General features: G+C 44.5%; 9 protein-coding genes. 2 read left to right on the plus strand and 7 right to left on the minus strand.

Translation table 11 applies throughout. From position 1 onward, the window contains the following. Window positions 1-228 precede the first annotated feature (228 nt). Window positions 229-2,151, plus strand: coding sequence for a heavy metal translocating P-type ATPase (locus tag IGI94_RS13720; RefSeq protein WP_061053311.1), 1,923 nt, complete (start codon window positions 229-231; stop codon window positions 2,149-2,151). Window positions 2,152-2,232: 81 nt separating this feature from the next. Here the strand turns inward: IGI94_RS13720 and celB are convergent, their stop codons facing one another. The 4 genes from celB to rpsO form a co-directional block, all read right to left on the minus strand. Further along, window positions 2,233-3,573, minus strand: a complete 1,341-nt coding sequence (celB, locus tag IGI94_RS13725) for a PTS cellobiose transporter subunit IIC (RefSeq protein ID WP_034872146.1) — start codon at window positions 3,571-3,573, stop codon at window positions 2,233-2,235. Between the two features lie 2 nt (window positions 3,574-3,575). After that, on the minus strand, window positions 3,576-4,976 hold the full coding sequence (locus IGI94_RS13730; RefSeq protein ID WP_438899882.1) for a glycoside hydrolase family 1 protein: 1,401 nt from the start codon (window positions 4,974-4,976) through the stop codon (window positions 3,576-3,578). 219 nt (window positions 4,977-5,195) lie between these two features. Beyond that, a complete protein-coding gene (gene pnp, locus IGI94_RS13735) occupies window positions 5,196-7,313 on the minus strand; it encodes a polyribonucleotide nucleotidyltransferase (RefSeq protein WP_438899883.1) in 2,118 nt (705 codons plus the stop codon). Window positions 7,314-7,871: 558 nt separating this feature from the next. Beyond that, a complete protein-coding gene (gene rpsO / locus IGI94_RS13740) occupies window positions 7,872-8,141 on the minus strand; it encodes a 30S ribosomal protein S15 (protein ID WP_005228072.1) in 270 nt (89 codons plus the stop codon). A 216-nt stretch (window positions 8,142-8,357) separates the two neighbouring features. Here rpsO and IGI94_RS13745 point away from each other — a divergent pair, with 216 nt between their 5' ends. After that, a complete protein-coding gene (locus IGI94_RS13745; protein WP_008379484.1) occupies window positions 8,358-9,218 on the plus strand; it encodes a MurR/RpiR family transcriptional regulator in 861 nt (286 codons plus the stop codon). A 69-nt stretch (window positions 9,219-9,287) separates the two neighbouring features. On the opposite strand, the gene IGI94_RS13750 is transcribed toward IGI94_RS13745, so the two are convergent. From IGI94_RS13750 to IGI94_RS13760, 3 genes are read right to left on the minus strand one after another with little or no spacing between them, the layout of a single operon-like run. Next, a complete protein-coding gene (locus tag IGI94_RS13750; protein WP_438899884.1) occupies window positions 9,288-10,673 on the minus strand; it encodes a glycoside hydrolase family 1 protein in 1,386 nt (461 codons plus the stop codon). Further along, the gene (locus IGI94_RS13755; RefSeq protein ID WP_438899885.1) at window positions 10,670-12,925 is read right to left on the minus strand and encodes a glycoside hydrolase family 3 N-terminal domain-containing protein; all 2,256 of its coding nucleotides are present in this window, start codon (window positions 12,923-12,925) and stop codon (window positions 10,670-10,672) included. Before IGI94_RS13755 ends, IGI94_RS13750 begins: the two co-directional genes overlap by 4 nt. A gap of 6 nt (window positions 12,926-12,931) precedes the next feature. Further along, window positions 12,932-15,979, minus strand: a complete 3,048-nt coding sequence (locus IGI94_RS13760) for an alpha-mannosidase (protein ID WP_438899886.1) — start codon at window positions 15,977-15,979, stop codon at window positions 12,932-12,934. Window positions 15,980-16,015: the final 36 nt, after the last annotated feature.

A 16,015-nucleotide genomic window follows, 5' to 3' on the forward strand; every position in this document is an offset into this window, starting at 1 on the left:
CTTTTTTTGTGTTCTTTTTTCTATAATAGTGAGTTTCCATTTATCATTTGGATAGTAGCGTTATTTAATCGCTACTTGATAATCACTTTCATTATCAGGTACGTTGTTTTTTTACCATCTTGTTTTCGAATGTGCTATGCTCAAGTTGAGGGAGGAACAATCGATTGTTTCTTGAGAAAAGGATCGGTTTTTTCATTCCTAGACTACATTCAAAAGGAGGCGTTTCTTATGAGTAAATCCGAATCGTCGGCTGTTTTTTCAACGATTGCTTGTTTGCTATTGATGGCAACTGGCTTTCTTATGGCATCTTTTTCCATTCCTTATAGCTTTGTCCCTTATCTGTTAGCGATTCTTGCCGGGGGTTGGAAACAAACCTGGGAAGGCACGCAAGAATTGGTGCACGACAAACGGTTGAACGTCGATCTACTGATGGCGTTAGCCGCCATTGGTGCCTGTATCATTGGGCATTGGTTTGAAGGGGCGATGCTGACCTTTATCTTTTGTTTGAGCGGTGCCCTTGAGGAATATACGACCAACAAAAGTACGCGAGAAATTAGTTCATTAATGGCACTGCAACCAACGACTGCCTTAAAAATGATTGAATCTGGGGAGCTCGTCGAAGTACCAGTCGAAGCCCTTCAGTTAAAAGATACGATTATGGTGGCAAAAGGCAGTGCGATCCCGATCGACGGTATCGTGATCCAAGGAACCAGCAGTGTCGATGAGGCGGCCATCAGTGGCGAATCCATTCCTGTCGAGAAACGTTTAGGCAGTGAAGTCTTTGGGGGAACCATCAACCTTGGGCAGCCATTGTACATTGAAGTTACTCAAACGAGTGAAAACACCCGCTTTGCAAAAATCATTCAATTGGTGGAAGAAGCGCAGCAAATGCCAAGTCAAACGGCGACCCTGATCGAAAAAATCGAACGGATCTATGTGCCGATCGTCCTGATCGCCGTCCCACTAATGATCGTTTTGTGTACGTTTTTCACGAATTGGGGGTTCCAAGAAAGTTTTTATCGTGGCATGGTCTTACTAGTAGTGGCCTCCCCTTGTGCCTTAGTCGCCTCTGCTACTCCTGCGACGTTAGCAGCCATTTCTCACGCTGCTCGTTTGGGCGTTTTATGCAAAGGCGGACAAGCCTTGGATGCCTTTGCCAATGTCAAAGCGATCGCTTTTGACAAAACCGGAACGCTGACTCGAGGCAAACCTGCTGTCACTGATGTTCATCTGTTGTTGGATGAACCGTTTATTCCCCAACTGATTGTTGGGATGGAAAAACAATCAAATCACCCATTGGCTGAAGCGATCTTGGCGTATTTCCACGATGAAAGACCATTGGAATTAGCAGTGGAAGAACAAGCGGGGGTCGGTCTAGCCACCACTTACCAAGCTGCCCATTGGACGATTGGAAAAGAAGTCGATCTAACCTCTGTTGCTGTCAGTGAACAAACCCGCATCCAAGAATTGAAAGCAGCCGGAAAAACCTTGATTTATATCAATCGAGACCGTGTATTAGCAGGGTATTTAGCACTATTGGATCAGCCCCGTCCTGAAGCTCGTGAGAGTCTTGCCTACTTCAATAAGCAAGGAATTCACACGACGATGCTGACGGGTGATCATTTAGGTACTGCTAAAGTGATCGCAGCAGAAATCGGCTTGTCTGACTACGAAAGTGATTGCCTGCCTGATGAGAAAACCACTCGGATCAAAGAAATGAAAGAAACCTACCAAATCAATGCGATGGTCGGTGATGGGATCAATGATGCCCCCGCCTTAGCGACCGCAAGTGTAGGGATCGCTATGGGCGAAGGAACCGACGTCGCAATGGATGTGGCGGACATCGTCTTGATGAAAAATGATTTGCTGCGCTTGGTCGACAGTCACCGTTTGGCTAAGAAATTACAGCGGATCATCAAACAAAACATCGTCTTTTCTATCAGTGTCATCTTGTTGCTGATCGCTTCAAACTTCCTTGAATTTCTCACGCTACCTCTAGGGGTCGTGGGTCATGAAGGAAGCACGATCTTAGTTATCTTAAACGGATTGCGTATGCTTTTGCCATTACACAAAGAAACACCCCAGCAAGCCAAACCAACCCGCAAAGATTGCGATGATTGTGTCTTGTATCAACAGTCTTTGCATACGTGACCACTATTTGCACTAGCAAAAACGCCCATTGTTGGCACTTCACTAGAAGTCCATCAACGGGCGTTTTGCTGTTTTTTCTACTTATGCTTGATTGGCAAGTTGTTCCGTGTAGAGTTTGCCATCGTACATCTTAAAGAATGGATAATAGCAGAGAATGGAAACCCCTAAGTTGATCAAAGCGATCAGGATGGCTCGGAAATCACCGCCGGTTCCTAAAAACGCCCCTATGCCCACCGGTGAAATCCAGGGAATTCCCGTAATGACTTTATCGACAAAGCCAAACGAGCTAGCAAAGTAAGCAATCGTCACGTTGATCAAAGGTGTTACGATAAAGGGGATGATCAAATACGGATTGTAGACGATCGGTGCCCCGAAGATCACTGGTTCATTGATGTTAAAAAGCCCCGGTAAGATCGCTGCTTTTCCTAAGACTTTGAGCTGTTGTGATTTTGCCACAAACAGCATCAATAAAACCAATCCAAGCGTACTTCCTGCGCCGCCCATAAAAATATACATGTTCACAAAATCCCCAGCAAAAATATTATTGGCACCATCGATATTTTCAGTTAGAGCCACCAATAGGATGGGATTGATGAAACTATTTTTAATAACTGCCGTCCCATGAACCCCCACTGCCCATAAGAGGTGGATAAGGAGCATAATCACGATGATTCCTAACCAAGAACCCGTCAACTCCTTCACGAATTCAAATGGTTTGGATAGCAATCCGTGAAGATCCGTGTGGAAAACCGCCAGTACTCCATTGATCGCCACCATCAAAAAGGCAATCAAAATCGCTGGGATCAATGACGCAAATGCTTTGCTGACTCCATCGGGAACTCCTTCAGGCATCTGGATGGTGATCTTTCTTTTTACACAAAAACGATAGACTGACGTAGCAAGTACTGCAGTGATAATCCCGATGAAGATCCCTACTCCACTGAAGCGAGTGATCCAACCGCCTAAAGCGACCCCATTATAAACAATGGCGGTTTCGCTTTCTGACTGCAGCAATTGTGCCGCACCATCTGTGATATCGACTTGGACGATCGTCATTAAAAAGGCAAACAAACTTAATAACGCCCCTACAAAACTGCTCATAGTCAAATGCTCTTCTTTATGATAAATCTCAGTTAAATAATACCCTGTTGCTAAACAATAAAAAACAGCAATCGAGCCAACAGACATGGTAGTTACGACACTATAAAGTGGTGAAAATCGTAAAATCGTTTGTTCAAAAAAGCCAGCCAGTGGTGGAATGATTTGTGGTAAATTATTGATGATTAAAAAAATCGATCCGACGATCGTAAAAGGGACCGTAATGATCCCTGCTTGCATGATTGCGCGAATAAAGCGTAAATTCGCCAACTTATTCAAAGGCGGCATCAAACGCGTTTCTAAAAAGGTAAAAACACTTGTCATCGTTACTCCTCCAACGAAGGGATCGCCCCTTCTTCAATCAGCTTTTGATACCAATAAAAGCTGTCTTTTCTCACTCGTTTTTGTTCTTTTTCCTGTGCATCATTGCGATCCACGTAAATGAAGCCATACCGTTTTCGAATCCCCTCATGTACACTGATCAAATCAATGGCAGACCACGGACTGTATCCGATCAGATCCACCCCAGCATTGATCGCGGCTAAGCATTGGCTGATATGCTGCGATAAATAGTCGATGCGGTACGGATCATGAACCGTGCCATCTGCTTCTAGATGGTCTTCGGCCCCTAAGCCGTTTTCGGTAATGATGATCGGTAAGTGGTAACGATCATAAAGTGTTTGCAACGTCGTTTTCAGCCCCAAGGGATCGATGGTCCAATTGAAGGCATTTTTCTTCAAGAACGTATTGGTGAACCCTTTGTAAAAACCACGCTCCATAATGTCTTCACTTTGCTGATCGCTGATACCGTTCTTCATGTCCCCAGCTTCCGTCGGCTGCTCCACTGTCACTGTGGTGTAGAAGTTCATCGCGACAAAGTCAGGCTTAGCCCGTTCCATCAACGCCTTATCCTCCGGACCAAAGTCAATCGTGAGGCCGTTTTGGTTCAAATAATCTTGAAAGACCGTATTGTAACGACCGAAGCAGGCGAAATCAAGGTACGCCCAGTTCCGGACACTGTTGAAATACAGCGCCGCTTGGTTGTCTTCTGGTCGACTAGTCGCCGCATAGACCAACGAAATATTCGGCACCGGTCCGATTTTGCCATTCGGTACGATTTCATGACACGCTTCGAAAGCATATTTTTCAGCGATCATCAGGTGATGAAATTGCTGGTATTTTTCTGATAATGGAATCTTTTTCCCTAATATTTTTTGATCCACCAACAGCATGATATTTGGTTCATTGATCGTCAGCCAGTGCGTCACTCGATCCCCATAGGCTGTAAACAGCGTTTTGGCGTATGCGGCAAATGCCTCAACGGTGCTGCGTTTTGTCCAGCCGCCTTCGTCTTCCAATGCTTGCGGCAAGTCAAAATGGTTCAACGTTACAAAGGGCTGAATGCCGTGTTTCAGCAATTCATCAATGACATTGCTGTAATGATCCAATCCTTTTTGATTAATAGTACCGCGCCCTTCTGGAAAAATTCGCGACCAAGCGATCGAAAAACGGAAAATTTTGATCCCCATTTCTGCTAACAAGGCGATATCCTCTTTGTACTGGTGGTAATGGTCGACAGCCACAGTAAAATCCGCGATCTTGTGGTTGTCTCTTGGACGAGTATCTTGGACACTCAGTCCCTTGCCATCGGTTTGATACGCTCCTTCGGTTTGGTGAGCGGAAATCGATGCTCCCCATAAAAAATCAGTTGGAAATGTTTGTTTCATATCGTACTCCTTATCCTAAATAAGATGCGTTTAACATCTTAGAATTATTGCTTGCATGGCAAAGACAATATTCTGAATTATCTCTTATTTTTCGCACTAAAGCAAAAAATAACTCCTGTCAAGTAAGACCCTTTTGAAGATGTGCTACTTAGACAAAAAAAAAGCAAAGTCTAGTTTCCTAGACTTTGCTTTTCAATGCGATAATTTAGAAATAGCAGCTTATTTTTGCTCTGCTTTATCTTCGTTCAATAGTGCTTTTCTTGAAAGGTTCACACGGCCTTGTTTGTCGATTTCTGTGACCTTCACTAAGATTTCGTCGCCTTCTTTGACAACGTCTTCTACTTTGTTGACCCGTTCGTTCGCAAGTTGTGAAATGTGAACTAAGCCGTCTTTGCCTTTGATCAAGTTGACAAACGCACCGAATTTTTCAACACGGACAACTTTCCCAAGGTACACTTCGCCAACTTTTACTTCTTTCGTCAATTCTTCAATGATCTTGATAGCTTTTTGGATCATTTCTGCATCAGCAGAAGCAATCGAAACTTTTCCGTCTTGATCAATATCGATTTTCACGCCAGTTTCATCAATGATGCCATTGATGGTGTCGCCGCCTTTACCGATTACATCTTTGATCTTCGCAGGATCGATTTGGATCATTTCGATCTTCGGTGCGTATCGGCTTAACTCTTCACGAGGAGCAGCCAATGTTGATGTCAATTCATTTAAGATTTCCATCCGTGCTTTTTTCGCTTGATCTAATGCTTCTGTCAAGATTTGTTCAGTGATTCCTTGAATCTTGATATCCATTTGTAACGCAGTGATCCCATCTTTGGTTCCAGCAACTTTAAAGTCCATATCGCCAAGGTGATCTTCTAAGCCTTGAATATCAGTTAAGATCGTGTAGTTTTCACCATCAGATACAAGTCCCATTGCGATACCTGCAACTGGTGCTTTGATTGGCACCCCTGCATCCATCAATGCTAAGGTTCCTGCACAGATACTTGCTTGAGAAGAAGAACCATTTGATTCTAATACTTCTGCAACGAGACGGATTGTGTAAGGGAAGTCTGTTTCATCAGGAATCACTTGTGCTAAGGCACGTTCGCCTAATGCACCATGACCGATTTCACGACGTCCTGGTGAGCCGGCACGACCAGTCGAACCAACAGAAAATTGAGGGAAGTTGTAATGGTGGATGAATCGTTTTGATTCTTCAACCCCTAATCCATCAATGATTTGGTGTTCGCCTAAAGGTGCTAATGTACAAGCAGACAATGCTTGGGTTTGTCCCCGAGTAAATAGACCAGAACCATGAACACGTGGCAATAAGCCAACTTCTGATGCCAATGGACGGATTTCGTCTAATTGACGGCCATCCGGACGAATCTTGTCGATGGTGATCAATTCGCGAACCACATCTTTTTCAAGATCTTCCGCGATTTGTTTCACTTCTTTCAAGAATTGTGCTTCCTCTTCATGTCCAGCAAATTTTTCTGCATACACTTCTTTCACTGTGTCTTTGACTTTATCGATCTCGTCTTCACGAGCCAATTTTTCTTCAGTCATAACAGCAGTTTTCATTGTTTGGTAGTAGCCGTCGAAAATTTCTTTTTTCAAGTCAGCATCTACTTGTAACAATTTGACTTCCATTTTTGGTTTACCCACAGCTGCGACAACTTCTTCTTGGAAGGCAACCAATTCTTGGATAGCATCAAAACCGAATAATAACGCACCTAACATGTCTTCTTCAGAAACTTCCTTCGCGCCTGATTCAACCATGTTGATAGCTTTTTTCGTTCCAGCTACTGTCAATTCGATATCAGTTTGTTCTGCTTGTTCTACTGTTGGATTCAAGACGTACTCACCATTGACCCGACCAACATCAACACCAGCGATCGGTCCGTCAAACGGGATATCTGAAATAGACAATGCTAAAGAAGAACCTAACATTGCCGCCATTGCTGGCGTACAATCTTGTTCAACACTCATTACGATGTTTGTTACTTGTACTTCGTTACGGAAACCTTCCGCAAACATTGGACGGATCGGACGATCGATCAAGCGGGCAGTCAAGGTTGCTTCCGTACTTGGACGTCCTTCCCGTTTGATAAAGCCACCAGGTACTTTCCCTACGGCATACATTTTTTCTTCGTAATTGATTGTTAATGGGAAAAAGTCGGTATCTTTTGCTTCCTTAGATGCAACCGCTGCACTTAGGACAACCGTATCGCCATAACGAACCAATACAGCTCCGTTTGCTTGTTTGGCTAATTGGCCAACTTCTACTTCTAATGGGCGGCCGCCCCAAGTTGTTTTGAATACTTGTTTTTCTGTCATGTTCTGCTCCTTTTCATCGGATCCCAGCAAGTCACTACTAAACAAATGAAAAAATCGGAATGTCGTTCCGCTGCTTTCATTTGGTTAGTAGGATGCTGCTTACAAGGACCCAAAATTCTTTTTAGCTGCGCTTTTTGATTCACCAGTCAAAAGGCCGCTCTTTCGGTGTTTCACTTTTTAGATGACTCGAGATCACCTGTCAGACTGCATCAGCTGTTTTAGCCGACACTGCAGTCGCAGTGATTCCGCTGCTTGGTCACTACGCTCGTTTCCCTCGCCTAGTACTATTCATCATCTGCTCTGTGCGGCTTACGCCGCCCAGTCGCAGTGATTCCGCTGCTTGGTCACTACGCTCGTTTCCCTCGCCTAGTACTATTCATCATCTGCTCTGTGCGGCTTACGCCGCCCAGTCGCAGTGATTCCGCTGCTTGGTCACTACGCTCGTTTCCCTCGCCTAGTACTATTCGTCATCTGCTCTGTGCGGCTTACGCCGCCCAGTCGCAGTGATTCATAGCAAAAAAGTGAGATTCGGGTTGAACCTCACTTTTTTTTGTTTGATTAACGACGTAATCCTAAAGCTTGGATTAATTCGCGGTAACGTTGTACGTCTTTTTGACGTAGGTAAGCTAATAAGTTACGACGATGTCCAACTTTTTTCATCAACCCACGGTATGAATGGTGGTCTTTTTTGTGCATACGTGCATGTTCGTTCAAATGGTTGATTTCTTCTGTTAAAACAGCGATTTGAACTTCTGGAGAACCAGTATCTCCTTCATGACGTGCAAATTTGTTGATGATTTCGTTTTTGCGTTCTTTTGAAATTGCCATGTTTTTCACCTCTTTTTCTTTTTCCCCTGCGACTGAGTAAAACGTTGGTGATTCGTTAAACCAAGTAACAGGTACTGTGCTTTTCACACGTAATTACTTTACTTGATTCTAAGGAAAAAAGCAAGTTTATCTACCTATTCTTTTCGTTTCTTTTGAAAGCTCCTCCAAAACTTATGTTATACTTAGGATACTACTCTATCTAAAGGAAGTGTAAGGATGAGCGTTCTTTCCCGAATCGAGAGCATGAAAAATGAATTATCGCTTTCTGAGAAGAAACTCTTCGCATTCATGGAGGCCAATCCTGAAAAAGTGCCGTCGATGACTGCGAGTCAATTAGCAGAAGCCACTGGGATCAGTGCACCGACTGTCGTACGCTTTGCGAAAAAAACCGGCTTTGCTAGTTTGACAGATTTAAAAATACAATTATCTGCGGAATCCGGCTTGCGCCAAAATGCCAATGAAAACTTGGGCTATGCCGATGTTGAATTAAATGAGCCCTTTCATGCCATCACATCTAAATTAAGCCACAATGCACAGGTGACTATGAATGAGACGGCCCAATTGTTAGAAGAACAGCTGATGTTGGCTGCCGCTGAACTGATCGCGACTCGTGAGCGAATCTTTGTCTGCGGGATCGGTGCTTCTTCATTGATCGCACAAGATATCCAACAAAAATGGACCCGTTTAGGCAAAATCGTCGTGTTTGAAAATGACTACAATCTCTTGTTGCCGCAACTCGTCAAAAACGAGAAAAAAAGTCTCCTCTGGGTCATTTCCAACAGTGGACACACGCCTGAGATGGTTCACTTAGCAGAAATCGTTAAAAATCTTGGCGTCCCGATTCTGTCACTCACCCGATTTGGCAGTAATCCGTTAACAAAGTTGGCGGATGTTCCCCTGCAAGTGTCCCGTTCCAAAGAAGCCAACCAACGTAGTGCTGCTACGAATTCGATTATCGCCCACCTATTGGCGGTCGATGTCCTTTTCTATGTCTTTTTAAGCAAGAATGAAAAGCTGGCACGCAATATCTATGCCTCACGCCAAGCCATTGCCGATTTTCGTGAGAAGTATTTATAAAATATTCATAGCCAAAGAAGTCCGCAGGAAAGTTTTCCTGCGGTATTTTTTCTTCTAAGGACACTTTGATCAATCAAGGGCATTCTTGGCAGCTACTTCTGCCAACCAAAAACTGGACGCTTTGGGATAACGCTTGAAGTCATTTTTCAAATCCACTCGATAAAACCCATAACGGTTTTTATATGCGTTCAACCAGCTCCAGCAATCCATAAAGGTCCACATATGGTAACCGAAACAAGGAGACCCGTCTTCGATTGCATGATGCAGCTGACGCAAGTGGTCTTCAACAAAGGCGATCCGATACGTATCATTGACCTGCCCCGTGGCGTCCATGAACCGTTCTTCCTCAGATACCCCCATGCCATTTTCGGAAACAAACCATGGCATGTTTTGATAGTCATTCTTTAGACGCATCGCGATATCGTAAATCCCTTCTGGATAGATTTCCCAGCCGCGATGAGGATTGATTTTTTTCTCTGGCCAATCGTACCCACGAAATAACTGACGTGGCTCAAAGGGACCGGATGCTGCCTTCTGCGGAAGTGGTGCTTGGATCCGCAACGGTTGATAATAATTGCAACCAATAAAATCTACGGTATTTTCACGGAAAATTTCCGCATCTGCTGCCTCATATTCAGGGGACAAGTGATGCTCCTTGAATAAGCTCGTTAGCTTTTCAGGAAATTGTCCATAAACGACACAGTCCAAAAAACTGCGAATATACAAAAGATCTGCCCATTCAGCGGCTTCTCGATCAGCCGCTTCTTGACTTTTTGGATAAACAGGTGACAAATTCAAGATGATACAGATTTCTCCATCAGGAAGTGCGATTTTACGAAACTCGGCAACTGCCTTCGCATGGGCTAACAAGGTATGATAACCAACTTGAATTGCCCGCTTGAAATCACGCACTTGCGGCCAATGAGCATCTCCGTAATACCCACATTCAATATGCACCAATGGCTCATTAAAGGTCGCCCATTTTTTCACTAAATCGCCAAATTGTTCAAAAGCAGTTTTTGCATAAAATGCAAAATGGTCCACGGATTCCCGCGCCTCCCAGCCTCCTTTTTCCATCAGCCACCAAGGCATGTCAAAATGAAACAAATTAATGATCGGTTCGATGCCTTGATCCAGCATTTCCTGAAAATATGCCCGATAAAACCGGACTGCCGTCTGATTCAATGTTTTTCCATCTGGTAATAAGCGGGTCCATGCAATCGATGTCCGATAGGAATTCAAGTTCATGGCCTTCATGTTTGCTACGTCTTCCCGGTATTGATAGTAGGTATTTGAGGTGTCGCTTGGTCCGACACCATCGTAAAAGCGTGACGGCTCCAACTCAAACCATTTGTCCCATGTAGAGGGACTTTTGCCGTCAACCGCCGCGGCCCCCTCGGTTTGCGGTGCTGACGCGGCCGCTCCCCATAAAAAGTTTTTTGGAAATTGAATCATTCTTTTGCTCCTTTCTGAATTACCTGCCACGTGCGGTCAGGGTTGGATCGTTGAAATGCAAACTGATACCGCTGCGCAGCTGCCTCGATTTCTAAACAAAATAATGTTGTTTCTTCCAGAGAAATTGCCAGCTGCTGCAATGATGCTTCACCGATCACGAGTTGAAAAGCTGCTTGTCCTTGTCTAGGCACCCATACTTTTTGAAAGCCGCATAGGACTTTTTTCCTCGGCACATATGCTTTTGTATACTCTTTTAGATAGCATTGGACCACTTCTTTACCAGACACAGTAGAATGATTTTCAAGTGTGCCACTGACGATAATGCCTTCCCCTGCATATTCAGCCGAAACCGAGCTGCAAATAAAAGAGGCATAACTAAGCCCATAACCAAAAGAATATACTGGTGCGCCTTTTTGATCGAGGTAGTCTTTTTGAAACGCTGTGTTGCGATAATTATAACAGACAGGCAATTGTCCAACTGTATCAGGAATAGAAACTGCTAATTTCCCACTAGGTACTGTTTCACCAAAAAGAATCCGAGCAATCGCTTCCCCTCCATATTGGCCGGGATAGCCAGCGTAAAGCACCCCATCGAACAAGTCTTGCAAAGGAGCTAAGCAATGCGGTCGACCGGAAATCACGATCCCAATCAGCGGCTTTTTACTCTTCTTCAACGCAAACAGTAAATCCAACTGGCATTGCGGCAAATCGAGGGTAGCCAAGTCGATGTTTTCTCCACTGGTCATTTCCTGAGATCCCCTTAAGGCGGCACCGTTTTTGTCAAAATCCGTTGTGAAATCACGGGCACTGGAGCCGCCGACCGTCACTAAGACGACATCCGCTTTTTCTGCAATCTGACAGGCTTGCCTTCGTTGAGCCAGTGTGCCACTAGAGATTTCGCAGCCTTTCTCGTAGAAGAAGTCAGCTTGATGCGTACTTAAACTGGTCAAACCTTCCCAAAGGGTCGTACATGTTGTTTCTTCCTTGAATGGCGTATAATCCCCCAGCTGATGATAGAGCTGTTTAACGTGAGGACCGATGACGGCAATCTTTTGTCGCGTTTTCTTCAAAGGCAAAATACCATTGTTCTCTAGTAAAACAATCGATTCCTCCGCCAATTTCAAGGCAACTTGTTGCGCCTTTTCTTTACGGGGCAATGAAACACGGGGCGTTGCTTCTTTAAACAAGCCAAGTTTTTCTTTCAAAAGAAGCACACGACGGACTGCATCATCGATCGCCGTTTCCGCAAGTAGCCCCTCAAGGACAGCTTCTTCTAACACTGGGAAAACTTCATCCCATAAACTAACATCCACACCGCTGGTCAAGGATTTGGCGGCCGCTTGTGGGTGGCTCCCCAGCCAGTCAGCAATCCGATCCAGCCCACACCCATCGGCCATCACAATTCCCGTAAAGCCACTTTCTTCTCGTAAAACATCTTGCAGCAAATAAGCATTGGCATGGCACGGGATACCGTCTAGATCATTGTATGCAGCCATACACCCCAAGGCCCCAGCAGCAATCCCTGCTTTCATTGGTGGCAGATGGATCTCGCGGAATTCCCGATCACCGATTGCCACTGGCCCTGCATTGTGTCCCCCCATTCCTGCACCTTGGGCAGCAAAGTGCTTCAATACCGCTAAAACGTTCTGCTTTTCTATCGTTGTTTTTGATCCTTGTAATCCTCTGACGGCCGCTTTGGTAAAGCTGCTGGTTAAAAACGGATCTTCACTGAAACATTCTTCAGTTCGCCCCCAACGCGGATCTCTAGCAATGTCCAATGCGGAAACCAAGCCAACATGGGCTCCTTTTGCCCGAATCTCTTGAGCAGTGATAGTTTGGGCCGCTTGATACAGCTCTGGATTCCAACTAGAACCAACACTAAAATTGACCGGAAACGTCGTCGCTTCTAAACCTTGGTGCCCGTGAGGACACTCTTCACTGAGAAGGGCCGGAATCCCCAGCCGAGTGTGCTCCTGCAAATAAGTTTGAATCATAAGGGACAGCTCATAGGACTCCGTGGTCGTCAGGCCTGTTTGCTGATTTCTACCTGACCAAGGATCAGCTCGAAACACGCCGTAAATCCAGCCAAGACTGCCAAAACGAGCTACTTCTTTTTTAAAGGTTTCAGTCAACATAATTTTTCCGTTAGTTTTTTCATAAACTTCCCAACCATACAGATGCTGATTCAGCTGGCCGATTTTTTCTTTCAACGTCATTTGCCGTAAAAGTGTCTCAATCATATGCTTCTCCATTTCTATTTAGTCTTCTAAATAAAGCATGATGGTCTGGATCTCAAAAGGCTGGAAATGGATTGTGATGCTTTGGGCATCCAGCGGCTCGACCGGCAGTTCAGCGACGGTTTCTTCCAAAAGATTCGTTAAAACCGCTTTTTTGATTCTTTTTTGACAACGCAATTGACAGGCGGTGGTTTGATTGTGATATTCATACAACCGCACGATCAGTGCCTCTTCATCTTCGGCTTTTTTCACCGTATCCAGCAAGACATTCTTTTGATCGACTGCTAGAAAAGCTTCTGCTGATAGTTGTGGCACACTTGGAACGGTTAGAACGGGAACATTCAATGCCAAAGCTTCTTCCATCGTTTGCGCGTCTTGCCAAGTCCCTTCGTGGGCGTACAAGGAGTAGGTAAACTCATGAAAGCCTTGATCCGCTTCTGGATACGGATCGATCGGCGATTTGATCAAAGAAAGCCCGATCTTTTGATAATCCGTATTGAACCCATATTTCGAATCCGTCAAAATACTAACCCCATAATTCCCTTCTGAGAGATCTACCCATTTTTGTCCACAGCTCTCAAAACGTGCTTGGTCCCATGTCGTGTTTTGATGCACAGGCCGTTTTACCTGCCCGAATTGAATATCAAACGTTGCTTCCAATGTGTTAACATCAATCGGCATCAATGCCTTTAACAGCAGTTGATGCTGGTGCCAATCAACCGTTGTTTCAAAATCGATTCTTCCCGTGCCATGGTAAAAATGCAGCCATTGCGTAATAAAAGAATCTTCAAACTGACGTTTGATCTTCAAGGTATCGCGAATCTCCCCTTGCTCAACGACCTCAGCTGAGAGAACTTGCTTCACAGGATAAGGCTTCTTCTGGTAATAAATATCAATGTCCCACGCATCATAATCCATTGGCAGATCTTCGTAAGCCACTAACTGATTCAACCGCTCGCCTTTTGGTACGATCTCTCGTTGATGCCGTTTGTCAAATAAAGAGATGATGTCAAAGTGTTTGTCAAAAATCACTTTAAAATCAACCGTTTCAAACGATTCCTCCAGCCGCATTGCCACTTGCTTTGATTGAGGCACAGCTGAGACAGGGGTCAGTGTTTTGCAGCTCAATCCAGCCATGGCGGGAATTTTGACTAAGAGCCGGTCATCATAGGTCCGCTGAATCAGGTAAGCTTCTTTGATCCCTGTCTGATCGTCTAAATAGACCAGACCCGTCCGCTCTTGTCCCAGCGGATTAAAGACATGCCATGACGTAGCTTCGGCTGCTTGCACCGCTGGAATCAAAGTTTCGATCAGCTTGCAGCCTTTATCAAAGAGCTGTTGATACTCTTGATCCGTCTGATCATAAACTTCTTTGATCGAGCTTCCCGGCAGAATGTCATGGAATTGATTAAATAGCAGCTGTTTCCAAAGTTGTTCTAATTCAGCTTGCGGATAACGATTGATTGCACAAATACTATAAAGTTTTTCAATCGTCTGTAAGAAAAATTCTCCTTGGCGATTGGCCTTCTTGTTTTTGCCAATCGAAGTCAGTGTTCCACGATGGTATTCAAAGTACAATTCGCCGTACCAGACTGGGCCAGATTTTTCCTTAAAAGAATCTGCCAGTCGATCAAAAAAGCCCCCCACATGATTGCCAGTAATCGTCGGCATATCCGGCAATGTTTTTTGCAGCCGTTTCTGGACTTCTAGCATCTCTTTCGTCGGGCCTCCGCCACCGTCACCGTACCCATAGGCAATCAAAATTTCGTCGTGCTGATCTTTTTGCTGATAACGTTCAAAACTGCCTTTGATCGTGTAAGGATCTAGCAATCCATTATACGTCGTATAATAATCTCTTGGACTGTATCCTTCACTGATGGTGGTAATAAAATGCGTCAAAACGCGGCTGCCATCAATTCCTTGCCAATAGAAGGAATCATAAGGAATTTGATTGAACTGGTTCCATGACAGCTTCGTCGTCATAAAGTAGGGCGTATTTGTTTTGCGTAAAATTTGCGGCAAGGCGGCTGAATAACCAAAGACATCCGGTAGCCATAAGATGCGGCTATCGACTTGAAATTCCTCTTTCATAAACCGTTTGCCATAAAGGATCTGACGAACCAGCGATTCCCCTGAAGTCAAATTGCAATCGGCTTCCACCCACATCGCCCCGTCAACTTCCCATCTTCCTTCTCGAACTTTTTCTTTGATTGCAGCGTAAAGTTCAGGATAATGTGTTTTCATGGAGAGATACAGTTGTGGTTGGCTTTGAAAAAACGTGTAATCTGGATACTCCTCCATCAATTTCAAGACCGTCTGGAAACTGCGCTCACCTTTTTCAATTGCTTGCTGTGCCGTCCAAAGCCACGCCAGATCGATGTGGGTATGGCCGACAGCCGTCACTTTTTGTTTTGGTGTATGCGCTGGTAAGTAACATGACGCAAGCAGTTGCTTGGCTTTTGCGAGACTTTCATAGAATGCCGCTGAGTAGGGCGTACGAAAATCCAAGACATTGGCGACTTGACCAAGAACTTGTTGATAAAATGCTTCGTCACCGCCAAACGCACGAATGGCACGCCAACTATCAAACAGCGTATAAAAATCAAACCAGAGTTCATTGACGACAGGATCCAATGCCAATAAGTTGATATGCAGTGGGAATGGTTTATCGGAACGGCCCGAGAACAGATCAATCTTCAGTTTGACTGCTTTTTGTTGATATCCTTCAGCCAAAGTGACCTCTCGATGAATGACATCGATAGCTTGGACATAGGTATCGTCCAAATAAATTTTGATTTGGGGATTGGTGGTGTTGTCCCACTCTGAGAGGCTTGAATAGACTTGTAAGACACAAGGATTCCCTACCCAATCATTGGGAACTTGAAAGCTGCCTTTCAGCTGATAATAGGTGTTTTTTTCTCCGAAATAACTCCCTTGCTCATACGGTACCCAATCCTCTTGTTTTAAAAAAAGCGGGTCTATTGGCTGTTGATAGCGTACACGGTACTGTTTTAATTTGTAGAAAATTTTTCGGATGCGTTCAAACTCGTAAGGCTGCATAACTCTCATTTTTCATTTGACTCCTCTATCTATTTTTTGAAAAAA

The organism is Enterococcus sp. AZ149, from assembly GCF_051714285.1.
Classification (GTDB): domain Bacteria; phylum Bacillota; class Bacilli; order Lactobacillales; family Enterococcaceae; genus Enterococcus_D; species Enterococcus_D entomosocium.